The sequence below is a fragment of the Streptomyces sp. NPDC005962 genome, from assembly GCF_040629205.1.
Lineage (GTDB): Bacteria > Actinomycetota > Actinomycetes > Streptomycetales > Streptomycetaceae > Streptomyces.
Window position 1 is genome coordinate 37,250 of the sequence record NZ_JBEXVE010000049.1, and the last position, 21,983, is coordinate 59,232.

Below are 21,983 nucleotides of genomic sequence, written 5' to 3' on the forward strand. Positions count from 1 at the left end.
CCGCGTCACCGCCACCCGGGAGGCAGCCAGTGACCACCGGCCCCGACACCACCCACCGCCACCTCCAGCACCCCCACCCCACAGGCGCCCCGGGCGGCGGCCTCCGCACCGGCGTATGGCTCATCGGCGCGCGCGGTTCGGTCGCCACCACTGCCGTCGCCGGGTGCGCCGCCGTCGCGGCGGGGCTGCAACCGGCGACCGGCCTGGTGACCGAGACCGCGCCGTTCGCGGACAGCGGCAGCGGCAGCGGCGACGGCAGCGGCGCTGGCCTGCCCGCCCTCGGTGATCTGGTCTTCGGCGGCCACGACACCGCCACCACCCCCCTCCCCAAGCGCGCCGAGGCGCTGGCCGCCGACGGGGTGCTGCCGTACGGGCTGCCCGATGCCGTACGCGCCGAGCTGACCGCCGCCGACGACGCGATCCGGCCCGGCGGCCCGCAACCTGGCGATACCCGCGACGACGAAGAACTGATCGCCGCCTTCGCCCACGACCTCGACGAGTTCGCCCGCACCCACCGCCTCGCCCGCGTCGTCGTCGTCAACGTCGCCTCCACCGAACCGGCTCCCACCGACGGTGAACGGTTGCCGCCCAGCTCCCTCTACGCGTCCGCCGCCCTCCGCGCCGGGTGCCCGTACGTCAACTTCACGCCCTCCGCCGGGCTGCACCACCCCCGGCTGCGCGCGGAGGCCGCCCGCGCCGGAGTGCCGTACGCGGGCCGCGACGGCAAGACGGGCCAGACGTTGCTGCGATCCGTCCTCGCGCCGATGTTCGCGCAGCGTGCGCTGCCGGTACGGGCGTGGTCCGGCACCAACCTGCTGGGTGGCGGCGACGGCGCCGCGCTCGCCGACCCCGCCGCCGCGGCCGCGAAGAACGCGGGCAAGGCGCGGGTCCTCGCCGACACCCTCGGCGAACTCCCCGACGGCGAGCTGCACATCGACAACGTGCCCGCGCTCGGCGACTGGAAGACGGCCTGGGACCACGTCGCGTTCGACGGGTTCCTCGGCTCCCGCATGGTCCTGCAGACCATCTGGCAAGGCTGCGACTCGGCCCTCGCCGCGCCCCTCGTCCTCGACCTGGCCCGCCTCACGGCCCGCGCCCACGAGGCCGGTCTCACCGGGCCGCTCACCGAACTCGGCTTCTACTTCAAGGACCCGGACGGCGGCCCGTCCGCCCTGGCCGACCAGTACACGGCCCTGACCGGCTTCGCGGCCCGACTGCGGGAGCAGCCGTGACATCGGTACGGGGACGAGCCCGCGCCTGGGCCGAACTGCTCAGGATCTCCGCCCTGTTCACGGTCCCGGGGGACGCCCTCGCGGGCGCGGCGGCCACGCGGACGGCCCCGAACCGCGGCACCGCGCTCGCCATGGGCGCGTCGCTGTGCCTGTACGAGGCGGGCATGGCGCTCAACGACTGGGCGGACCGCGACATCGACGCCGTCGAACGCCCCGGGCGCCCCCTGCCGTCGGGCCGGATCACCCCGGCCGCCGCCCTCACCGCCGCGACCGGCCTGACGGGAGCGGGGCTGGTGTGCGCGGCACTGGCGGGCCGCCGGACACTCGCCACGGCCGCGGCCCTGGCGGGCACGGTGTGGGCGTACGACCTGGGGCTGAAGCACACCCCGGCGGGCCCGTACACGATGGCCACGGCCCGCTCCCTGGACCTGCTCCTCGGCGCCACGGCCACGTACGCCCCCGCCGCCCGAGAAGCCATGGCCCCGGCCGCCCTCCTGGGCGCGCACACCCTGGCCGTGACGGCAGTCTCCCGCCACGAGGCAACCGGCGGCTCCTCCACGGCCCCCGCCGCCGCCCTCGCCACGGCCGCGGCGATCGCCTGGGCGGTCACGAGAACCCCCACCAGCCCACGGGCGGGCCTCGACCCCACGACCGATGGCCGGGCGGCGGCCATGTCCGCAGCCCGGGGGCGTGGTGTCGCGGCCAACAGCCGCGCCGGGGCGGTCGCGGCGACCCGCTCACGGTCAGGCTGGTCCCGGGCGTTCGCCCGTCGCGGTGCCGCCCCCGTAGCCAGCGGCCTCCCGGCGTCCCCCGGCGGACTGCCCGCGGGCCGTCGGGCGCTGCTGGCACCGCCCGTGGCAGCACCCCGGCCCGCCGCGCCGGACCACGCCGCCTCGGCCACCAGCCCACGGCCTGGCGTCGATGCCCCCGGCGGTGGCCGAGCCGAGTCGGACGCGGGGCCCGCGACAGCCGACCGGCAGCCAAGCCGGACCTGGCCGTTTGTCCGCCGCGCCGCCGCCCCCGGAGGCAGCCCCTCCCCGGTTTCCCGGAGCGCTTTGCCCGTCAGCTCCGGTCCGGCTTCGTCGGACCGTGCCGTCGCGGCTACTGGCCTCCGGGTGGGCGCGGCCCCCACGGCAGCCGACCGGCAGCCAAGCCGGACCTGGCCGTTTGCCCGCCGCGCCGCCGTCTCCGCAGGCGGCCGCCCCCCAGCGCCCCGCGGTGGCCTGCCCGCCAGCTCTCCGGCCCTGCGGCGCCTGGCCGGGGGGTCGGTCCGTGGCGCCGCCACGGCCACCGCGCCCCGGCCGGGGCCACGGCGTGCCGTGCCGGCCGCCGCGCTCGGTGCCGCCTACCTCGTCACCGCCGCACGTCCCCTCGCGCACGCGGCGCTCAATCCCTCCCCCCACCTCCTCCAGCGCGCCGTCGGTGGCGGCATTCGGGCGATGATTCCGTTGCAGGCGGCGCTTGCCTCGCGGGCGGGGGCCGGGCGGGTCGGGGTGGGGTTGCTCGTGCTGATGCCCGTCGCGCGGCGACTGTCCAGAAAGGTCAGCCCGACATGACCGACACGGCCACCCCGACACCGGCCGCCGCCGCGCTCCGCTTCGCGTACGGCACCAACGGCCTGACCGACCTCCGGCTCGACGATGCCCTCACCCTGCTCGCCGACCTTGGCTACGACGGGGTTTCGCTGACGCTCGACCACATGCACCTCGACCCCCTCGCCCCGGAGCTCGCCGCCCGCACCCGCCGTGTCGGGCAGCGGCTGGCGCGGCTCGGGCTCGGTGTGGCCGTCGAGACCGGGGCGCGGTATGTGCTCGACCCGGGCCGTAAGCACCACCCCACGCTCCTCGATCCCGACTCCGAGGCCCGCGCCGCGCGCGTGGATCTGCTGCTGCGTGCCGTGCGGGTGGCCGCCGAGCTGGGGGCGCACGCGGTGCACTGCTTCAGCGGGACGCGCCCGCCGGGGACGGACGAGGACGCCGCGTGGCAGCGGCTGGCCGACGCCCTCCACCCCGTGCTGGAGGCCGCCACGTCCGCGGGCGTTCCGCTGGCCGTCGAGCCCGAGCCGGGGCATCTGCTGGGCGACCTGGCCGGGTTCCACCGGCTCCGCCGGGTGTTGGGCGATCCGCCCGCCCTCGGGCTGACGCTCGACGTCGGCCACTGTCAGTGCCTGGAGCCGCAGCCGCCCGCCGACTGCGTCCGCGCGGCCGCGCCGTGGATACGCCATGTGCAGATCGAGGACATGCGGCGCGGTGTGCACGAGCATCTGCCGTTCGGGGAGGGCGAGATGGACGTCCCGCCGGTGCTGGAGGCCCTGCACGCCATCCATTACGAGGGCCTGGTCGGCGTCGAACTGCCCCGCCACTCCCACGCCGGGCCCGAGCTGGCCCGCTCCTCCCTGGCGTACCTCAAGGCGGCGGAACAAGCCGCCGCCAGGGGAGGCGTCGCATGCTGATCGCCGACCTGCGCGCGACCGTACGCGAGCGCCTGGATACCGACGCCGCCACCTGGCTGGACCGCGCCCTCGCCGAGGCGTCGGCGACGGCGACGGCGGCGACCCAGGGGCCCACCCCCACCTGGGAGGCGGACTTCGCCGCCGCGGCCCGCCACTGCCGAAACAGCGGCCAAAGCAGCCAGAACAGCCAGAACGGCCAGAACCGCGAACTCGCCGACGCCACCCGCATCCTGCTCCTCCACGCCGCCCGCCCCGACATCCCCACCCTCACCCGCCTCTACACCCACGGCACGGCCGCCGAGCGCCGGGCCGTCCTCCTCTCACTGCCGTATCTCGACCCCGGCCCGGACGCCCTCCCCCTGATCGAGGACGCCCTGCGCACCAACGACACCCGCCTGGTGGCCGCCGCGGTCGGCCCGTACGCGGCCCGCCACCTCGGGACACACGGCTGGCGGCAGGCCGTACTGAAGTGCCTGTTCACCGGGGTGTCCATCGACGCCGTCGCCGAGTGGCCCGCCCGTGCCCGGGGCGACGCCGAGCTGGCCCGCATGCTGACCGACTACGCGCACGAACGCGGCGCCGCCGGGCGGGACGTGCCCGCGGATCTGAACCGCGTCCTGGCGCGGGCGGCCCACACCACCCCCGAGGAGCCCTGATGCGCATCTTCGACCCGCATATCCACATGACCTCCCGCACCACGGACGACTACGAGGCCATGTACGCCGCGGGCGTGCGCGCCCTCGTCGAGCCGTCGTTCTGGCTCGGTCAGCCCCGCACCTCGCCCGCCAGTTTCTACGACTACTTCGACGCCCTCCTCGGCTGGGAACCCTTCCGCGCCGCCCAGCACGGCATCGCCCACCACTGCACCCTCGCCCTCAACCCCAAGGAGGCCAACGACCCCCGCTGCCTCCCCGTCCTGGACGAACTGCCGCGCTATCTCGTCAAGGACGGCGTGGTCGCCGTCGGCGAGATCGGCTATGACGCGATGACCCCCGCCGAGGACACCGCGCTCGCCGCGCAGCTCCAGCTCGCCGCCGACCACGGCCTGCCCGCCCTCGTCCACACCCCGCACCGCGACAAGGCCGCGGGCCTCGCCCGCACGCTCGACGTCGTCCACGAATCCGCCCTCCCCACCGGCCGCGTCCTGCTCGACCACCTCAACGAGACCACCGTAAAGGCCGCCACCGACAGCGGCTGCTGGCTCGGCTTCTCGATCTACCCGGACACCAAGATGGACCCGGACCGCATGGTGCGCGTGCTGCGCGAGTACGCCACCGAGCGGGACCGCATCCTGGTGAACTCCGCCGCCGACTGGGGCCGCAGCGATCCGCTGAAGACGCGCCACGTGGGGGAGGCGATGCTGGCGGCGGGCTTCACGGAGGACGACGTCGACCAGGTGCTGTGGCGCAACCCGGTGGCGTTCTACGGGCTCAGCGGGCGGCTGGATCTCGACGTCGAGGAGGCCACACCCCAAGCCACCCACGAGGGGAACTCCATCCTCCGCGGCGCCCCGGTGACCACCACGACCCCGGTACCGACAGAAGGCCGGTGACCCCATGCGCTTCCGCCACCCCGACGGCTCGACCGTCCACCTGGCCTACTGCACCAACGTCCACCCCGCCGAAGACCTCGACGGCGTCGTGGACCAGCTCCGCCACCACTGCGAGCCGGTCCGCCGCCGCCTGGGCCGCGACCGGCTCGGCATCGGCCTGTGGCTGGCCCGCGACGCCGCCCGCACCCTGACCGCCGACCCGGCCGCCCTCCGCCGCCTGCGCACCGAACTCGACCGGCGCGGCCTGGAGGTCGTCACCCTCAACGGCTTCCCCTACGAGGGATTCGGCGCCCAGGAGGTCAAGTACCGCGTGTACCGGCCGGACTGGACGGAGCCCGAGCGGCTGACGCATACCGGCCATCTGGCCCGGCTGCTGGCCGCCCTGCTCCCGGACGACGTCACCGAGGGCAGCGTCTCCACCCTCCCGCTCGCCTGGCGCGCGCCGTTCGACAGCACAAAGCGGCGGGCCGCGCTCGGCCACCTCACCACGCTCGCCACCCGCCTCGACGCGCTCCAGGACCTCACCGGCCGCTCCATCCGCATCGGCCTGGAACCCGAGCCGGGCTGCACCGTCGAGACCACCGCCCAGGCCATCGAGGCGATCACCGCGCTCCCCGACGGCCCGCCCCGGCACCGTATCGGCCTCTGCCTGGACACCTGCCATCTCGCGACGCAGTTCGAGGACCCGCACACCGCCACCGCCGCCCTCACCGCGGCCGGTGTCCCCGTCGTCAAGGCGCAGCTCTCGGCCGCCCTGCACGCCGAGGAGCCGCACCGCCCCGCCGTACGCACCGCCCTGGCCGCGTTCGCCGAGCCGCGCTTCCTCCACCAGACCCGCACCCGTACGCAGACGCACGGCATACGCGGCACCGACGACCTCGACCAGGCCCTCGCACCGGACGGGCTCGACACCGCCGCCCCCTGGCGCTCCCACTTCCACGTCCCCCTGCACGCCCCGCCCGAGCCGCCGCTCACCTCCACCCTCCCCGTCCTCACCGACACCCTCGCCCAGCTGGTCGGCGGGCCGGTGCCGCTCACCCGCCACCTGGAGGTCGAGACGTACACCTGGCAGGCCCTGCCGCCCGAGCTGCGGCCCCGCAACCGCGACCGGCTGGCCGACGGTATCGCCGCCGAACTCACCCTGGCCCGCGACCTGCTGACCGACCTCGGCCTCAAGGAGCTGCCATGAGCGCCACCGGGGAACCCACCCCCCTCCTCGTCCTCGACGTCGTCGGCCTCACCCCCCGCCTCCTCGCCCACATGCCCCGGCTGCGCGCCCTGGCCGACTCCGGTTCGTACGCCCCGCTCGGCACCGTGCTGCCCGCCGTCACCTGCGCCGCGCAGTCGACGTTCCTCACCGGCACGACGCCCGCCGAGCACGGCATCGTGGGCAACGGCTGGTACTTCCGCGAACAGGGCGACGTCCTGCTGTGGCGGCAGCACAACGGCCTGGTCGGCGGCGACAAGCTGTGGGACGCGGCCCGCCGCGCCCACCCCGGGTACACCGTCGCCAACATCTGCTGGTGGTACGCGATGGGCGCGGACACCGACATCACCGTCACCCCGCGCCCCGTCTACTACGCCGACGGCCGCAAGGAGCCCGACTGCTACACCCGGCCGCCCGCGCTCCACGACGAACTCACCGCCGCCCACGGCACCTTCCCCCTCTTCCACTTCTGGGGTCCGGGCGCCGATCTGGTCTCCTCCCAGTGGATCATCGACGCGACCCGCCACATCCTGCGCCGCCACCCCACCGACCTCACCCTCACCTACCTCCCCCACCTCGACTACGACCTCCAGCGCTACGGCCCCGACGACCCCCGCTCCCACGCCGCCGCGGCCGCCCTCGACACCGCCCTCGGCCCGCTGCTCGACGACGCGCGGGCCCGCGGCCGGACCGTCGTGGCGCTGTCCGAGTACGGCATCACCCGCGTCTCCCGCCCGGTGGACATCAACCGGGTGCTGCGCCGCGCCGGGCTGCTGGAGGTGCACACCCAGGACGGCATGGAGTACCTGGACCCGGGCGCCTCCCGCGCCTTCGCCGTCGCCGACCACCAGCTCGCCCACGTCTACGTCCGCCGCGCCGAGGACCTGGCCGCCACCCGGGCTGCCCTCGACGGACTGCCCGGCCTCGCCGAACTCCTCGACGACGAGGGGAAGAAGGCCCACGGCCTGGACCACCCCCGCGCCGGGGAGCTGGTGGCGCTGGCCGAACCGGACGCCTGGTTCACGTACTACTACTGGCTGGACGACGCCCGCGCGCCCGACTTCGCCCAGCTGGTGGAGATCCACCGCAAGCCCGGCTACGACCCGGCCGAGCTCTTCCTCGACCCCGTCGATCCGTACGTACGCGTCAAAGCGGCCACCGCGCTGGCCCGCAAGAAGCTCGGGATGCGCTACCGGATGGCCGTCGTCCCGCTCGATCCGTCCCCGGTGCGCGGCAGCCACGGACGGCTGCCGGAGCGGGACGAGGACGGGCCGGTGCTCATCTGCTCCCGGCCGGACGCCGTCACCGGCCGGGTGGCCGCCACCGACGTCAAATCGCTGCTGCTGCGCCTCGCCGGACTGGACCACACCCCAGACCACAACCGACAGGAGACCCGCACGTGACAAGCGCCCAGTACCCGGAACTCGCCGACAAGCTCCGCCGCCGCGGCTTCCTCGGCGTCGCCGCCGGAGCCACCGCGGCCACCCTGCTCGGCACCACGCCCGCGAACGCCACTACCGGTGAGCGGCGCGGCCCGATCGTCCCGCGCGGCCACCTCGGCATCCAGCTCTACACCCTCCGCGACCAGGTGCAGTCCCTCGGCTTCGCCCGCGTCTTCGAGGAACTCGCCCGCTACGGCTACGACCAGGTGGAGTTCGCCGGATACACCCAAGGGGCGGCGGGAGCCATCACCCTGCGCCAGCTGAAGCGGCTCCTGCGGGACAACGGGCTGCGCGGCATCGGCAGCCACGTCGGTTACTACGCCGACGACCCCAACGCCTACACCTTCGCCACCAACCTCACCCAGGTGCTGGACGACGCCCAGGCCCTCGGCCTGCCCCACGTCGGCACCGCGTCCGGCCCGTGGCGCTACGGCACGACGGTCGACGGCTGGAAGCGCTGCGCCGAGGACTTCAACACCTACGGCGCGGTCGCGAAGGCGCGCGGGATGAAGTTCTACCAGCACAACCACGCCGAGGAGTTCTCCTTCGCCACCGACCGGCCGGATGTCCGCCTCTACGACGTGCTGCTCGCCGAGACCGACCCGGACCTGGTCCACCTGGAGATGGACATCTACTGGGCGTACGTCGCCCAGCACCGCTTCGGCAGACGGGCCGACGGCACCCCGGCGCCCTTCGAACCGCTCGACTACGTCCTGGCCGACCCGGACCGCTATCCGCTGTTCCACGTCAAGGACGGCGAGCGCGACGAAACCGTCCCCGACGGCTACCGGATGGTGGACGTCGGGGACGGTGACATCGACTACGTACGGTTCCTGGCCAAGGTCGGCCGGACCCACGGAGGGCGCCGAGGCCACCAGTGGATGGTGGAGCACGACAACCCGGCCGATTCGCTCACCACCGCCCGCCGCTCCGCCCGCTATCTGCGCACCGGGCGGTGCGGCGACTGAGCACGTGGCTCATACGGCCTCGCGGCTGATCGGCCGCGGGTTCGGGGTGATGTCCCGGACCCGCGGCCGGCCCGGCTGCCGCAGCAGCAGGGCGACCGCGGCGGCCAGCATGGAGATGCCCCCGGCGAGCGCGTACGCCCCGTCGTAGCCCCAGTCGTCGACCACCATCGAGCCGAGCCCGCCGCCGAACAGCCCGCTGATCAGCTTTCCGCTGTACACCAGGCCGTAGTTGGTGGCGTTGTAGTTCTCGCCGAAATAGTCGGGGGTGAGGGCCGCGAACATCGGGTAGAAGGCGCCGCCGCCGAACCCGGAGAGGAAGGCGAAGACCAGGAACAGCCACTCGCTGCGGATATTTCCCGCCCAGATCACCCCGAACTGGGCCAGCCCCAGCACCACGATGACGAACACCAGGGTCGTCTTGCGCCCCCAGAAGTCCGAGAGCCACCCCACCAATCCGCGGCCCACCCCGTTGATGACGGACATGATGCCCATCGAGGAGGCCGCGACCAGCGGGCCGAAACCCACCTCCTTCGCGTAGTCGACCTGGAAGGAGATACCGAAGATGGACACCCCGGCGGTCAGCACGAGCGAAAGCCACATCAGGGGCAGCATGCCCGACCGGATGGCCTCCTTGGGGGTGTACTGACGCACCGCGGGCGGATTCTTCGCCAGGCTCTTCGCGCCTTTCGCGTTGCCGCCGAAGGTGAGCGGGTCGATGTGCAGGGGCCACCAGTTCTTGGGCGGGTCCTTGAAGAACCAGCCGCAGATCGCGACGACGGCCAGCACGTAGATGCCGATGAAGTCGAGCACACCGTGGTAATTGCCGGTGTCGAACCAGTAGTTGAAGATGAAGATGAAGGGCAGCGAGCCATAGGCGAAGCCGCCGTTCACGAATCCCGTCTTCGCCCCGCGCCGCTCCGGGAACCACTTGCCCACCATGTTGATGCAGGTGGCGTAGACGAGCCCGGAGCCGAGCCCGCCGACCACGCCGAAGCCGCAGATCGCGGCGAAGACGTCGTCCAGGTGCGATAACGCGAGGAATCCGATCAGGCAGAGCCCCGCCCCGATCAGCATCGCCCGGCGGGCGGTCAGAATGCCCTTTTCCCGCAGCCAGCCCGCCGGGAAGGCGATTCCGGCCTGGAAGAAGACCCAGACGCTGAGAATCCAGAAGGTGTTGCTCTGGGTCCAGCCGTGGGCCTCCGAGAGCGTGTCCTCCGCGGAGCCGTACGCGTACTCGGACACGCTGATCGCCATCATCGCGATCCACGGCAGATACACCATCAGCTTCCGGTTGAAGCCGAGGATGTCACGGTCCGTCTCGCCGACGCGGTACACGCGCCCCTTGCCGTCCTGTACCTCCCGGAAAGCGACTATCCCTTCCGGTCGTTCCGCTGTGCTCATGTGCGTCCCCTTGGCTTCGAAGTGATCCGGCCGGCGCCCCCTGTCCCAACTCTTCGTGCTGCGGAGAACGGGTGCGGTTTACGTGAGCAGCCGCGCCGACCGGGCCCAGCGGTATTTCGCGCCCAGCACGGCCACCGGCTTTTCCGTGGTGTAGGGATAGGCGACGACGCCGCGCTCGAAGAGGTACTGGCTCGCCTCCTCGACTTCGGTGTCACCCGCGAGCGAGGCCACCACGGGCTTCGCGATGCCGCGCGCCCGGAATTCGGCCACGATCCGCGCGGTCAGTTCGGCGAAGACCATGGGCGGGGTGACGATGGTGTGCCAGTAGCCGAGGACGAGCGCGTGGATGCGCGGGTCCTCCAGGCCCAGCCGGATGGTCGCCTCGTACGTGGACGGCGGCTCGCCGCCCGTGATGTCGACCGGGTTCCCGGCCGCGCCGAACGGCGGGATGAAGCGGCGGAAGGCGGCGTCCAGATCCGGCGGGATCTCCATCAGCGACAGCCCGTTGTCCACGATGGCGTCCGACAGCAGCACCCCCGAGCCCCCGGCGCCGGTGATGACGACGACGTTGTCACCCTGCGGCGTGGGCAGCACCGGCAGCGCCCGCGCGTACTCCAGCATCTCGTTCAGCCCCGGCGCCCTGATCACCCCGGCCTGCCGCAGGATGTCGTCGTACACCGCGTCGTCCCCGGCCAGCGCGCCGGTGTGCGACCCGGCGGCCCGCGCGCCCGCCGCCGTACGGCCCGCCTTGAGCACCACGACCGGTTTACGCGGCACGGTCGCGCGCGCCGCCTCCACGAAGGCGCGGCCGTCCTTGAGGTCCTCCAGGTGCATGGCGATGCACTGGGTGTTGGGGTCCTCGCCGAACCAGGTGAGCAGATCGTCCTCGTCCACATCCGACTTGTTGCCGAGCCCGACGATCGCCGAGACGCCGGTCTTCGTCGTCCGCGCGAAGCCGAGGATCGCCATCCCGATGCCACCGGACTGCGAGGTGAGCGCCACCGGCCCCTTGACGTCGTACGGGGTGCAGAACGTGGCGCACAGATCCTGCCAGGTGGAGTAGTAGCCGTAGATGTTCGGCCCCAGCACCCGGACGCCGTGCTCCTCGGCGATGGCCACGATCCGGTCCTGCAGCGCGTGCTCACCGGTCTCGGCGAAGCCGGACGGGATCAGCACGGCGTTCGGGATGCCCTTGCGGCCGACCTCCTCCAGCGCGGCCGGTACGAACTTCGCGGGGATCGCGAAGACCGCCACATCCACCTCGCCCGGCACATCCGTCACCGACCGGTACGCCTTGCGGCCCAGGATGTCGTCGGCCTTCGGATTGACCGGGTGGATCTCGCCGGGGAAGCCGCCGTCGATGAGGTTGCGCATCACCGAATTGCCGATCTTGCCCGGCTCGTTGGAGGCGCCGATCACCGTCACCGAACGCGGCCGCATCAGCCGCCCCATCGCGCTCAGGATCTCCTCGCGGGAGTAGCGGCGGCGGGCCGGTGGGGCGTCGTCGCCGATCAGCAGCCGGACATCGGCGGCGAGCACTCCGCTTCCGGTCGCGAAGACCGGGTTGAGATCGGCCTCGGTCACTTCGGGAAAGTCCGTGACCAGGTCCGACACCCTGACGATCAGATCGGCGAGCGCGTCCCGGTCCACCGGCTCCGCGCCCCGCACCCCGCGCAGCACCTCGGCGGCCCGGATGCCGTCCAGCATCGACAGCGCGTCGTCCCGGCTCGCCGGGGCCAGCCGGAAGGTGATGTCCTTCAGCACCTCCACCAGCACCCCGCCGAGTCCGAAGGCGACGATCTTCCCGAACGTCGGATCGGTGACCGCGCCGACGATCACCTCCTGCCCGCCGCCCGGGACCATCTGCTGCACCTGCACGCCCTGGATGCGCGCTGTCGGATCGTAGGCGCGGGCGTTGGTGACGATCGCGGTGTACGCGCCGCGCACCTCGGCCGCCGAGCCCAGCCCGACCCGTACGCCACCGGCGTCCGTCTTGTGTGAGATATCCGGCGAGACGATCTTCAGCACCACCGGGAAGCCGATCCGGTCCGCGAGCGCCACCGCGTCGTCCGCGCACTCGGCCAGCCCCTCGGCGGGGGTCGGTATGCCGTACGCGTCGGTGATCCGCTTGCCCTCGGGCGCGGTCAGCGTGGAGCGCCCCTCGGCGCGTACGGCGTCCAGCACCGCGCGTACGGCGTCCGTGTCGTACGTCCTGTCCTGCGTGCCCATCGTCAGATCACCCCGTTCGTCTTGAGCAGCCGCACGTCGTCGTCGCCGAGCCCCAGCTCGCCGTAGATCTCCGCGTTGTGCTCGCCCAGCAGCGGGGAGCGGTCGACCTCCACGGGGGAGTCGGAGAGCTTGAGCGGGGAGCCGACCGTGGTGAACGCCCCGCGCTCGGGATGGTCGACGCGGACGACCATCTCGTTGGCCGCCAGCGAGGCGTCCTCGACGATCTCCTTCGTGGACAGGATCGGCCCGCACGGGATGTTGTGGGCGTTCAGCTGCTCCAGGACCTCCCACTTGGGCAGCGTGCTGGACCACTCCTCGATCAGCTGGAACATCTTCCCCAGCTTGGGCAGCCGCACCTCCGGCGTCGCCCACTCCGGGTCCTCGGCCAGTTCGGGGCGTCCGATGAGCGCGGTGATCGGCTCCCAGCCGACCGGCTGCACGATCACGTACACGTAGTCGTTGGGGCCGCCGGGCGCGCACTTGAGCGCCCAGCCGGGCTGCCCGCCGCCGCTCGCGTTGCCGCTGCGCGGCACCTCGTCGCCGAAGCTGTCGTTCGGGTACTCGGCGAGCGGGCCGTGCGTCAGCCGCTGCTGGTCGCGCAGCTTGACCCGGCACAGATTGAGCACCGCGTGCTGCATGGCCACGTTCACCCGCTGGCCGCGCCCGGTGCGGGTGCGCTGGTAGAGCGCGGCCAGGATGCCCGCCACACAGTGCACCCCGGTGCCCGAGTCGCCGATCTGGGCGCCGGTCGCCAGCGGCGGCCCGTCCTCGAAGCCGGTCGTGGACATCGACCCGCCCATGGCCTGCGCGACCACTTCGTACGCCTTGAACTTGGTGTACGGCCCCTCGCCGAACCCCTTGATCGACGCGTACACGATGCGCGGGTTGATCTCCTGGATGCGCTCCCAGGTGAAGCCCATCCGGTCCACCGCGCCCGGCCCGAAGTTCTCCACCATGACGTCGCTGCGGCGGATCAGCTCGGTGAGGATCTCCTTGCCGCGCTCGGACTTGGTGTTGAGGGTGATGCTCCGCTTGTTGCAGTTGAGCATCGTGAAGTAGAGCGAGTCGACGTCCGGGAGGTCGCGTAGCTGCTTGCGCGTGATGTCACCGGTCGGGGACTCCAGCTTGACGACGTCCGCGCCGAGCCAGGCCAGCAGCTGGGTGGCGGACGGACCGGACTGTACGTGCGTCATGTCGAGGACGCGGACGCCCTCCAGAGCCTTGGTCATGGTCGGCGGGGCCCCTCTACTTGTACATGGTCTGGTTCATCGTTCCGGGGGCGTACGCGTCCGGGTCCACCCAGACGTTGATGAGCGACGGCTTGCCGGACTCGCGGGCGCGCCGCAGCGCGGGCGCGATGTCGGCCGGGTCCCGTACCTCCTCGCCGTAGCCGCCCAGCATCCGCGCGAACTGGTCATACGGAACGTCGCCGAGGGTGTTGCCGATCCGCTCGCGCGTGTCGCCGTACTTGGCCTTCTGGCCGTAACGGATCTGGTTCATCGACGAGTTGTTGCCGACGATGCCGACGAACGGCAGATTGAAGCGGACCAGCGTCTCGAAGTCCCAGCCGGTCAGCGAGAACGCGCCGTCACCGAAGAGCGCCACCACCTCCTTGTCGGGGCGGGCCTGCTTGGCGGCCATCACGAACGGCACCCCGACACCGAGCGTCCCCAGCGGCCCCGGGTCCATCCAGTGGCCGGGCGTACGGGGCTGCACGACCTGCCCGGAGAACGTGACAATGTCGCCGCCGTCGCCGATGTAAATGGAATCCTCGGTCAGAAAGTCGTTGATCTCGCTGACCAGGCGGTACGGATGAATGGGGGAGGCGTCGGACCGCAGCTGCGGCAGCCGCTTCTCGATCGCCTTCTGCTCGGCGGCGCGCAGCTCGTCCAGCCACTCCTTGCGCGTGCCCGCCCCACCGTTGAGACGGCCGGACGCCGCCTGGGTGACAGCTGACAGAATCTGATGACTGTCACCCACTATCCCGAGATCAATATCCCGATTCTTGCCGACCGTCCGGTAATCCAGGTCGATCTGCACCACGGTCGCATCGGGCGACAGCCGCTTTCCGTACCCCATCCGGAAGTCGAAGGGCGTGCCGACGATCACGATGAGGTCGGCGTTGGAGAACGCGTACCGCCGGGACAGCTGGAAGTGATGCGGGTCCCCGGGCGGCAGCGTGCCGCGCCCGGCCCCGTTCATGTACGCGGGCACGTTGAGCGTCCGCACCAGCTCGGCCGCGGCATCGGTCGCCCGGCACGTCCACACCTGGCTCCCCAGCAGGATCGCCGGCTTCTCCGCGTGCACCAGCAGATCGGCCAGCTTCTCGACCGCCTCCGGATCACCCGCGCTACGGGTCGACGCCCGATACGCCCCCGCCTTCGGCACCCGCGCCTTCTCGACGGGCACCTTGGCGTCCAGCACATCGCGCGGAATCTCCAGGAACGACGGCCCCGGCGCCCCGTGGAAGCACTCCCGGAACGCCATCGAGACCATGTCCGCGGCCCGCGCGGTATCCGGCACGGTGGCCGCGAACTTCGTGATCGGCGCCATCATGTCGACGTGCGGCAGGTCCTGGAGGGACCCCATCTTGTGCTGCGTATGCGCCCCCTGACCACCGATCAGCAGCATGGGCGACTCGGCCCGGAAGGCATTGGCCACCCCGGTCACCGCATCGGTGGTCCCCGGCCCGGCGGTGACCACCGCACATCCGGGCTTCCCGGTGATCCGGGCATGACCATCGGCGGCATGGGCGGCCACCTGCTCGTGGCGGACGTCGATGACATCGATGCCCTCGTCGACGCACCCGTCGTAGATGTCGATGATGTGGCCGCCACAGAGGGTGTAGATGACGTCAACCCCCTCCGCTTTGAGCGCCTTGGCGACCAAGTGCCCCCCGGAGATGAGGTCCTGGCTGTCCTCGGGCATGGCGAATCGCGTCCCTTCGTAGGGGTCGGGTCCCGCGTAGATTGCATACAGTCGACGTTATCCTGTATGAAACCCGTTATCCCGCATCGGCCGATCGATGTCCAGGGGTCGTACACCAATCGTTCGATCAAGTCCCCTCGCGGGCGTCTCGCCCGTTAACTCTCCGTGGAGCGCGCCGCATTGGCGCCGCGAGACATCGCCCGGCGTACTCCTGTGTCACCGGGGCCGCCGCATGATCCGCCCGCGCCGCCTCACCGCACCGCGACGCGTCACGCTCCGTGACACCACGTATCCGCACCCCACCCCACCCCCGCATCACCGCAGGTCGGCGCGGGGTCGGGCGGCACGCATACGCCGGTGAAACGCACCCCAAAACCTTGGTATCGTTATCCATGTCGCCGCGGGGAACCGCGGGGCACACCCTGTCCGGGTGGCGGAATGGCAGACGCGCTAGCTTGAGGTGCTAGTGCCCTTTATCGGGCGTGGGGGTTCAAGTCCCCCCTCGGACACATATTGAGCCCACGGGCTTCATGAGAGTGCTGGTCGAGTCTGCATCTCGGCCAGCTTTCCAGCAGCAGCCATCCCACCGTCAGGGCGCTCACCCGGCGTCCCTGCTGTGTCGGCTCCTTCGCCGGATGCCGCAGTGACTTCGTCGTCCAGCGCAGCGGCGACATCGGCGATTGCGCTGCGGCTGTGCAAGCACGTTGCCTCTCGGGTGGCCGAGTTCACGTCCGCCCTCGGACGCCCGCCCGGCCTGGCCACGGTGCTCGTCGGTGGCGACCCTGCCTCGGCGGTCTACGTCGCGAGCAAGCAGAAAACCTGCGTCCGTGCACGCCGGCCGGCGTCATGGAAATGCTTGCGGAGGCCGGTGCGCAAATCCGCGGTGCACGTGCCGTCGTCGTGGGTCGCTCGAACCTCTTCGGCAAGCCGATGGCGCAGCTGCTGCCGAGCGCCGATGCCACCGTCACGATGTGCCATCCCTGCACGGTGGGCCTCGCCGACATCTGCCGCCAGGCACATCCTCGTTGTCGCAGTGGGCCAATCGCATGCCCATGCGGTCGATGGGCTGGTTGCGGTGCGGGAGTCGGTAGCGGCGCCGAGGGTGAGGAGTGCTTCAGGGGCGAGGCTCGGCATGGACAGTTGCACGACAGGTACGTCGGCGGCGGGGTACATCGCCATCAGTGGGATGAACGCGCCGTGGTCCAGTCGGGGCGTGTCTGGGTGCTGGGCGAGGCCGGCCCGTGTTCGGGTCACGCGCTGCCTGGCGGTCGGAACCTCGTCCGAGGCAAGAGAGGTGACGCCCTTGCGCTTCACCGTGGTGCGGCGCAAGGGCGTTCGACAGTCCACGGCCGTCCGGGGGTCAGTCGCGGTCGCTGACGGGAAGGGCGCGCTGGTAGGCGAAGACGCTGATCGCGGCCACCGCGATGTGCATGAGCAGCAGGGCGATGACTCCGGTGGCGTCGGCGTGCGGCTTGAAGTCGCTGACGAGCATGGCCAGGTCGGGGACGAACGAGATGACAACCACGACGGGGACGAGGGTCTTGAGGAGTCTGCGAGCGCCGGCGCGGCGGCGAATGAGGGCCCAGCCCGCGGCGCCGACGAGTACACCGAGGATGGTGAAGGAGATGTAGGCGCCCGGCTGCAGGGGTTGGAAGTTGTCGGAGGCTCCGGCTGCGAGGGCGGTGGCCGCGATGACGGCGTTGACAATGGAGGAGGCCACAATCGCGCCTGCCAACAGGATGACTACCGTCAGGGGGGCGGGTCGAGTCGCGGCGGGAGATGAGGAAAGGGTCGGCACGAATCGTCCAATCAGGGTCGCAGACAGGGGGCGGCAGGGCTGGGAGGGGGTGGGCCGCCGGTCAGAACGCGTAGGAGCCGAAGCGGCGCCAGGCCACGACGGCGGCCGACGGCGGCCGGGCCGAGCAGCACCAGGTTGACGGGGATCGCCTGCATCTCCTTGCGGCGGGCATGGAGCAGGGCCGCCCCGAGCATGGTGAGCGCGAGGCCGGCGGTGGCCCAGGCGACGAGGGCCGGTGCGAAGCCGAGGGCCGCGGGCAGGATCAGTCCGAGGGCTCCAAGGACTTCTACGGTGCCGATGGCTCGGACCGCTCCTCGCGGAACGTGCTCGACCCAGGTCATACCTGAGCCGACCAGCTTCTCCTTGAACTGGCTGAGCTTCATCGCACCGGCTGCGAGAAAGGCCGCCGCAAGGACGCCCGCCATGATCCGCAAGGTGATGTTCATCAGGGGCTCTTCTGGTCAATGAATTGAACATTCAAGTCGAAAATAGAAGGCAGTCACTTGAAAAATCAAGTGTTGCGACTTGATGACTCACGTCACTAGGGGTTTTCTGGCCGCTTGATGATTCAAGTTATGGTGGAGAACGTGAGCACAGATGGGCCTCGGTGGCTGAGCGACGAGGAGCAGGCGACCTGGATGGCGTTGTTCGGGGCCATCGTGCGGCTGCCAACCGCCCTCGACGCCCAACTCCAGCAAGACGCGGGCATCAGAAAGAGGGCTGGATCTACCGCACCCCCGCCCCCGGCGACGGCCGCTACACCCTGGCCGTACTCACCACCGAGAGATGGGACAAGGTCGTCACAACGGCGCCCGGCCACGTGGCGGAGGTGCGCCGTCTGGTCTTCGACCCACTCACCAAGGCCCAGCAGAGGCAACTGCGTGAGATCGGCCGCCGCATCTTCGATGCCAGCGTTGTCGATGGCGACTGCCCGGGGAGCGACAGGGCCTGACGCCGCGGACTATCCACCGACAGTTCCGGAGAGACTCACGTCTTCCATTTACCAACTGCCTTGATCCGATCCTTCGCCATGCAGATCCTCCTCGGCCGCATCGGCATGCGGGGACGTTACGCAGACTTGTCGAGCAACCTCTCCACCTACGAAGCGCAATATGTCGCCCTTGCTGACGGCCTGGGCCTGCCATTGATCACCAGTGACGCCAGGAATCGGCAAAAGCGGCGCGGCACGCTGTGAGATCGAGACGTTTGAGGCTTCTCTCTGACGAGCCGCCGCTTCGCCGGGATGTTCACCGGGGCGACGGTGGCCGGGCCCAGGAACGTGAAGCCCCATAAGGCCGTCGCGGCCGACAGTCCGACGAATGCCGTCGTGTGGGACGTCACCGTATGACCCGGTTCCGGCGCTGGACGTACAGGCGGTTGCCCGCCGGGCCGGTCCATTCCAGACGGACGACGCCGGGCACGGCGGCGTCGGCGACGCGCGACGGGGCGGACCAGTAGCCGAAGGCCGGGTTGCGGAAGAAGGTTGCCCAGAGGTCACCGTGGTGGTCGGCGAAGAAGTTGTTGTGCCCGGCGCCTACGCCTGCGGTCCAGCGCGGGGAGTACGGGCCCTCGAAGCGGTCCGAGACGGCGACGATCGCGTCGTACTGGTACTGCACGCGGCCGGTCCCGGGTGGGTCGTAGGCGTGGCGGGTGGTGCCGTCGGCGTTGACCGAGGTGCGGTTCCACGCGGCGTGGAGGAGGTAGTACTTGCCCCCGTGCTGGAACACGTACGCGCCTTCCAGGTACGGCTCGGGGGAGTAGGGCGTCTGCTGGAATGTGGGGAGGTTCGTCGTCGGGACGATGTCCTCCATGTCGTCCCGGAACTTGGCGTACAGGTTGTTGTGCAGCACCAGCCACGCGTCGTCGCCCTCGGTGTAGAGGCTGCCGTCGATGTGGTGGTAGGCGCCGGGCTCGATGAAGTCCGGCCCGCCGGGGGCCAGGTCGCCGAAGGGCTTGTCGCGGTTGCCCTCGACGAGCCGGTACGGGCCCTCGACGCCGCCCTCGCTCACCAGTAGGAACGAGCCGACCTTCCGCGAGTGGTCGCCCATGCACGCGACGATGTACCACCGGCCGCGGAAGTAGTGCACCTCCGGCGCCCAGGCCTGACCGCGCTTGCCGAACCGGTCGTCGTGCCAGTACTCCTGCCACGGAGCGACGACCGTGCGGCCGGGCCGGTTCTCGCCGGCGAACTCCGGCGACCACACCTTGCCCCGCTCGGCGCCGGGCCGGACGCCGGTCGTGTCGACCAGTCGCCAGGGCCCCCGCAGCGACCGGGACACCCACACGAAGATCCCGTCGTTCCACGGCCCGGCGGCGGTGAGCCCCGGTGCGCGGGTGGTGCCGGTGGCGACGTAGAGCGGACGGCCGCCGACGGTGAAGCAGTTGACGTAGGTGTCCCGCATCCAGACCCGGCCCTGCTCCTTGTCGCGGGGGCGCAGCTCCAGCGGGAGGACGAAGGAGTTGTCCTCCCGCGGCCACAGGTCCAACCGGGTGTCCGCGAGGCCGTACGGCTCGGGGGCCGGCCAGTTCGACGGATACCGCCCTCTCTGCGGGGGCGCCGCCTGCGCGGCGGCGGCCCCGGGCAGCGCCGCCGCGCCCAAGGACCCTGCGACACCGGTCAGCAAGAACCGCCGGTCGAGGTGTAATCCGTGCTCGGAGCTGGCCATCAGTGGGTCCTCCTCCTCGTCCGTGCAGGACGCCGGTGCCCTGCCTGGGACACGTTAGAGATCCGTTCCAACGGTGAACAGATGGCCGAAACGCCCGCCCGGGCCACCGGAAATCGCCCCGTTGCCGGGAGTGCGCCAGCCTGAAGCCCCCGGAACTCCTCGGCGCCCTCCGGTCCCTCGCCCGCCGCCCCGGAACCACCCCCTCGCTGGTCACCGGTCCCATACTCACCGCCCTTTTGCAGGACCACGCTCATGCCAGGCCGAACACGCACCTCGAAGGCCACGCCACCGTCGAGCCCGACACGCTTCCCTACACCGTCGCCCTGTTCACCCCCGGCCGACAGACTCCCCCTCGCCTCAACCGCGGCCGGGACCACCGCCGCTGGCTCGCGACCCAGCAGTGGCTCTGGGCACTGGCCTCCCGCACCAACACCGACGACTACCCACCCGACCCCGCCACCGTCCCGCACGTGACCGGCAATGCCCTGCGCATCTCAGCCGACTGGAGCGCCCTCGTCCTCCGCCAGGGCGCGGCCTTCATCGGCCACCGCCGCGACCACGGGCCCGACGACCCGTTCTACGGCTACGCTGAACTCCACATGCGCAGCATCTACCTCGACGCCCTCCTGTTCGGCATGATCCAGCGCACCCACATCGACCACCTCACCGAAGACCTCGCCCAGGTCTTCACCGGCCCCGGCGAAGCCAACCGCCTCGCCGGCCTCGAACGCCGCATCGCCCACTTCCGCAGCACCTACTGGCGCCAGCACCTCACCACCCACGGCACCGCCAACGACCTCCTCATCACCTACCAGCACCAATACCGCCTCTCCGACCGCTTCACCGAAATCCTCGCCGAAGCCGCCGACCACAACCGGCTCATCCAGACCCAGGAAAACCAGCAGATCAGCGGCGCTCTCGGCATCCTCACCATCCTCGGCCTGCCCCTCGGCACCGCCCTGGGCGCACTCCAAGTCCTTGGCGACCAGAACCCCTGGCACCTCCTCGCCGCCACCACCGGTGCCCTTGCCGCCACCGCCGCACTCCTCACCACCCGCTACGGCCGCCTCGTCCTCACCGCCCTCCGCGGTCGACCGCTGACCGGTCGGGATCGCTGACGTGCGAACCCCGCTCGGCATGCCGGTTGTCGCGATCGTCTCGTGTCAGACCTTCGCGCTACGTTGCCCCATGTACGTGCTGGTGTGCGAGTGCTGTGGAGTGCCGCAGGACGGGAGGGGAGATGTGCGTCGAACGCAGGGAACCGCGTTGCGTGCGAAACGCGTCGCACGAGAGGATGTTCGACGTACGCGAGATGTCACTGCGCGTGCGTATGCCCGCGGAGCACGACGGCGTTCAGTGCTCCGCGCTGGCGAGATTTCTGCCGTGCTGAACCGTTCTGGCGGCTAACCCGGGCGGACCCGTCGGGCATGGTCACCGCATCCGCCGCAGGCGATCAGGGGAGGAAGGGGATTCCTGGTGGCGCAGAGCCAGGACCGTAACTCTTACGACGTGGGGGCCTCGGGGGAGGTGCAGGGCAGCCTGCAGGGGATCGGTCAGCGAGCGGGTCCTCACGGACCGGGACCGTGCGGTGAAGGCCGTGATGGCGGACTTCACCGCTGACGGGGTCTCGGAGGAATACCACGGCAAGGAGCTCCGCTGGAACCGCCGGACACATAGCGGCCGGCTCGCTGGGCGGGGGCGGAGGTGGGCGTGGTGTTCCACACCGATTCCCGGTCAGACATGACGTACTCCTTGCCTACGCGCTGGCGATGGCGGACAGGACGAGCAGGTCGGAGTGGATCAAGCCTGGCGGGGCGCCCATGATCGGTGTGGGCTCGATACGGTCGCCATTGGAGCGGCCGTGGACGATCACGATGTGCTGCAGGTAGCAGAACCCTGCGGTGCGTGCTGCGGCGATCAGAGGGCCGAGGGGGTCGGTCAGGCATCCGGCGCGCATGCGACGGCACCCTCGACGAGACCTCGCCCGCCCCCGCGTTCTGCTGCGCGCAGCCTGTGCTCTCCTGAACGGCTGATGCCGACCGAGGGCGAGCGACGAACACGAACCACCCAGCGAGGAGAAACGTGTCCCGATGGTCCGCCGCCTTGAC

At 71.2% G+C, this 21,983-nt stretch carries 18 protein-coding genes, 1 tRNA gene and 4 pseudogenes; 14 read left to right on the top strand and 9 right to left on the bottom strand.

Translation table 11 applies throughout. The features are described 5' to 3' along the window. The first annotated feature begins 122 nt into the window (after positions 1–122). From ABZ370_RS42875 to ABZ370_RS42910, 8 genes are read left to right on the top strand one after another with little or no spacing between them, the layout of a single operon-like run. Complete coding sequence (locus tag ABZ370_RS42875; RefSeq protein ID WP_358633701.1) at positions 123–1,232, top strand: inositol-3-phosphate synthase; 1,110 nt, start codon at positions 123–125, stop codon at positions 1,230–1,232. After that, entirely contained in the window at positions 1,229–2,788 is a 1,560-nt protein-coding gene (locus ABZ370_RS42880) for an SCO3242 family prenyltransferase (RefSeq protein ID WP_358633652.1), read from the top strand. The genes ABZ370_RS42875 and ABZ370_RS42880 overlap by 4 nt, the downstream gene beginning before the upstream one ends. Next, positions 2,785–3,684 (top strand): sugar phosphate isomerase/epimerase family protein, encoded by a 900-nt coding sequence (locus ABZ370_RS42885; RefSeq protein WP_358633653.1) that lies wholly within the window; start codon positions 2,785–2,787, stop codon positions 3,682–3,684. Before ABZ370_RS42880 ends, ABZ370_RS42885 begins: the two co-directional genes overlap by 4 nt. Beyond that, positions 3,678–4,340 (top strand): EboA domain-containing protein, encoded by a 663-nt coding sequence (locus ABZ370_RS42890; protein ID WP_358633655.1) that lies wholly within the window; start codon positions 3,678–3,680, stop codon positions 4,338–4,340. Before ABZ370_RS42885 ends, ABZ370_RS42890 begins: the two co-directional genes overlap by 7 nt. Then, entirely contained in the window at positions 4,340–5,236 is an 897-nt protein-coding gene (locus tag ABZ370_RS42895) for a TatD family hydrolase (RefSeq protein ID WP_358633658.1), read from the top strand. The genes ABZ370_RS42890 and ABZ370_RS42895 overlap by 1 nt, the downstream gene beginning before the upstream one ends. Positions 5,237–5,240: 4 nt before the next feature. Beyond that, positions 5,241–6,425 (top strand): metabolite traffic protein EboE, encoded by a 1,185-nt coding sequence (gene eboE / locus ABZ370_RS42900; RefSeq protein ID WP_358633661.1) that lies wholly within the window; start codon positions 5,241–5,243, stop codon positions 6,423–6,425. Continuing rightward, positions 6,422–7,846: a nucleotide pyrophosphatase/phosphodiesterase family protein gene (locus ABZ370_RS42905; protein WP_358633664.1), complete on the top strand. Its 1,425-nt coding sequence runs from the start codon at positions 6,422–6,424 to the stop codon at positions 7,844–7,846. The genes eboE and ABZ370_RS42905 overlap by 4 nt, the downstream gene beginning before the upstream one ends. After that, positions 7,843–8,853: a sugar phosphate isomerase/epimerase gene (locus ABZ370_RS42910; protein ID WP_358633666.1), complete on the top strand. Its 1,011-nt coding sequence runs from the start codon at positions 7,843–7,845 to the stop codon at positions 8,851–8,853. The genes ABZ370_RS42905 and ABZ370_RS42910 overlap by 4 nt, the downstream gene beginning before the upstream one ends. 9 nt (positions 8,854–8,862) lie before the next feature. Here ABZ370_RS42910 and ABZ370_RS42915 read toward each other — a convergent pair whose 3' ends face one another. From ABZ370_RS42915 to ABZ370_RS42930, 4 genes are all read right to left on the bottom strand, one after another. Then, the gene (locus ABZ370_RS42915; protein WP_358633669.1) at positions 8,863–10,254 is read right to left on the bottom strand and encodes an OFA family MFS transporter; all 1,392 of its coding nucleotides are present in this window, start codon (positions 10,252–10,254) and stop codon (positions 8,863–8,865) included. Between the two features lie 78 nt (positions 10,255–10,332). Then, complete coding sequence (locus ABZ370_RS42920) at positions 10,333–12,483, bottom strand: acetate--CoA ligase family protein (protein WP_358633671.1); 2,151 nt, start codon at positions 12,481–12,483, stop codon at positions 10,333–10,335. Positions 12,484–12,485: 2 nt separating this feature from the next. Next, on the bottom strand, positions 12,486–13,712 hold the full coding sequence (gene frc / locus ABZ370_RS42925; protein ID WP_358633674.1) for a formyl-CoA transferase: 1,227 nt from the start codon (positions 13,710–13,712) through the stop codon (positions 12,486–12,488). A 16-nt stretch (positions 13,713–13,728) separates the two neighbouring features. Next, positions 13,729–15,411, bottom strand: a complete 1,683-nt coding sequence (locus ABZ370_RS42930; RefSeq protein WP_358633677.1) for a thiamine pyrophosphate-binding protein — start codon at positions 15,409–15,411, stop codon at positions 13,729–13,731. A 424-nt stretch (positions 15,412–15,835) separates the two neighbouring features. Here ABZ370_RS42930 and ABZ370_RS42935 point away from each other — a divergent pair. From ABZ370_RS42935 to ABZ370_RS42945, 3 genes and pseudogenes are all read left to right on the top strand, one after another. Continuing rightward, positions 15,836–15,920 (top strand) — tRNA-Leu (locus ABZ370_RS42935). A 206-nt stretch (positions 15,921–16,126) separates the two neighbouring features. Then, positions 16,127–16,180: pseudogene (locus ABZ370_RS42940) on the top strand (hypothetical protein); the annotation flags it as partial. An 83-nt stretch (positions 16,181–16,263) separates the two neighbouring features. Beyond that, positions 16,264–16,368 (top strand): annotated as a pseudogene (locus tag ABZ370_RS42945) (hypothetical protein); the annotation flags it as partial. A gap of 138 nt (positions 16,369–16,506) precedes the next feature. Here the strand turns inward: ABZ370_RS42945 and ABZ370_RS42950 are convergent. The 3 genes and pseudogenes from ABZ370_RS42950 to ABZ370_RS42960 all read right to left on the bottom strand — a co-directional run. Beyond that, positions 16,507–16,617: pseudogene (locus ABZ370_RS42950) on the bottom strand (dioxygenase); the annotation flags it as partial. 154 nt (positions 16,618–16,771) lie between these two features. Beyond that, positions 16,772–17,131 carry a DUF6069 family protein gene (locus tag ABZ370_RS42955; RefSeq protein WP_358633680.1) on the bottom strand — a complete coding sequence of 120 codons (360 nt, stop codon included), beginning with the start codon at positions 17,129–17,131 and terminating at the stop codon, positions 16,772–16,774. 89 nt (positions 17,132–17,220) lie between these two features. Next, on the bottom strand, positions 17,221–17,655 hold the full coding sequence (locus ABZ370_RS42960; protein WP_358633683.1) for a DoxX family protein: 435 nt from the start codon (positions 17,653–17,655) through the stop codon (positions 17,221–17,223). Positions 17,656–18,239: 584 nt separating this feature from the next. On the opposite strand from ABZ370_RS42960, the gene ABZ370_RS42965 reads away from it, so the two are divergent. Beyond that, positions 18,240–18,404, top strand: coding sequence for a hypothetical protein (locus ABZ370_RS42965; RefSeq protein ID WP_358633686.1), 165 nt, complete (start codon positions 18,240–18,242; stop codon positions 18,402–18,404). A gap of 142 nt (positions 18,405–18,546) precedes the next feature. Here the strand turns inward: ABZ370_RS42965 and ABZ370_RS42970 are convergent, their stop codons facing one another. Beyond that, entirely contained in the window at positions 18,547–19,875 is a 1,329-nt protein-coding gene (locus ABZ370_RS42970; protein ID WP_358633689.1) for a family 43 glycosylhydrolase, read from the bottom strand. Between the two features lie 236 nt (positions 19,876–20,111). On the opposite strand from ABZ370_RS42970, the gene ABZ370_RS42975 reads away from it, so the two are divergent. Next, a complete protein-coding gene (locus ABZ370_RS42975; protein ID WP_358633692.1) occupies positions 20,112–20,993 on the top strand; it encodes a hypothetical protein in 882 nt (293 codons plus the stop codon). A gap of 358 nt (positions 20,994–21,351) precedes the next feature. After that, positions 21,352–21,541, top strand: a pseudogene (locus tag ABZ370_RS42980) (hypothetical protein); the annotation flags it as partial. A 90-nt stretch (positions 21,542–21,631) separates the two neighbouring features. Here the strand turns inward: ABZ370_RS42980 and ABZ370_RS42985 are convergent. Further along, positions 21,632–21,832 carry a hypothetical protein gene (locus tag ABZ370_RS42985; protein ID WP_358633694.1) on the bottom strand — a complete coding sequence of 67 codons (201 nt, stop codon included), beginning with the start codon at positions 21,830–21,832 and terminating at the stop codon, positions 21,632–21,634. Positions 21,833–21,983 lie beyond the last annotated feature (151 nt).

Coding starts and splice junctions, on each gene's coding strand:
- ABZ370_RS42885 (WP_358633653.1), top strand. CDS start 2,785: ATGACCGACACGGCCACCCCGACACCGGCCGCCGCCGCGCTCCGCTTC.
- ABZ370_RS42890 (WP_358633655.1), top strand. CDS start 3,678: ATGCTGATCGCCGACCTGCGCGCGACCGTACGCGAGCGCCTGGATACC.
- frc (WP_358633674.1), bottom strand. CDS start 13,712: ATGACCAAGGCTCTGGAGGGCGTCCGCGTCCTCGACATGACGCACGTA.
- ABZ370_RS42920 (WP_358633671.1), bottom strand. CDS start 12,483: ATGGGCACGCAGGACAGGACGTACGACACGGACGCCGTACGCGCGGTG.
- ABZ370_RS42985 (WP_358633694.1), bottom strand. CDS start 21,832: ATGCGCGCCGGATGCCTGACCGACCCCCTCGGCCCTCTGATCGCCGCA.
- ABZ370_RS42970 (WP_358633689.1), bottom strand. CDS start 19,875: ATGGCCAGCTCCGAGCACGGATTACACCTCGACCGGCGGTTCTTGCTG.
- ABZ370_RS42895 (WP_358633658.1), top strand. CDS start 4,340: ATGCGCATCTTCGACCCGCATATCCACATGACCTCCCGCACCACGGAC.
- eboE (WP_358633661.1), top strand. CDS start 5,241: ATGCGCTTCCGCCACCCCGACGGCTCGACCGTCCACCTGGCCTACTGC.
- ABZ370_RS42905 (WP_358633664.1), top strand. CDS start 6,422: ATGAGCGCCACCGGGGAACCCACCCCCCTCCTCGTCCTCGACGTCGTC.
- ABZ370_RS42915 (WP_358633669.1), bottom strand. CDS start 10,254: ATGAGCACAGCGGAACGACCGGAAGGGATAGTCGCTTTCCGGGAGGTA.
- ABZ370_RS42960 (WP_358633683.1), bottom strand. CDS start 17,655: ATGAACATCACCTTGCGGATCATGGCGGGCGTCCTTGCGGCGGCCTTT.
- ABZ370_RS42930 (WP_358633677.1), bottom strand. CDS start 15,411: ATGCCCGAGGACAGCCAGGACCTCATCTCCGGGGGGCACTTGGTCGCC.
- ABZ370_RS42965 (WP_358633686.1), top strand. CDS start 18,240: ATGCAGATCCTCCTCGGCCGCATCGGCATGCGGGGACGTTACGCAGAC.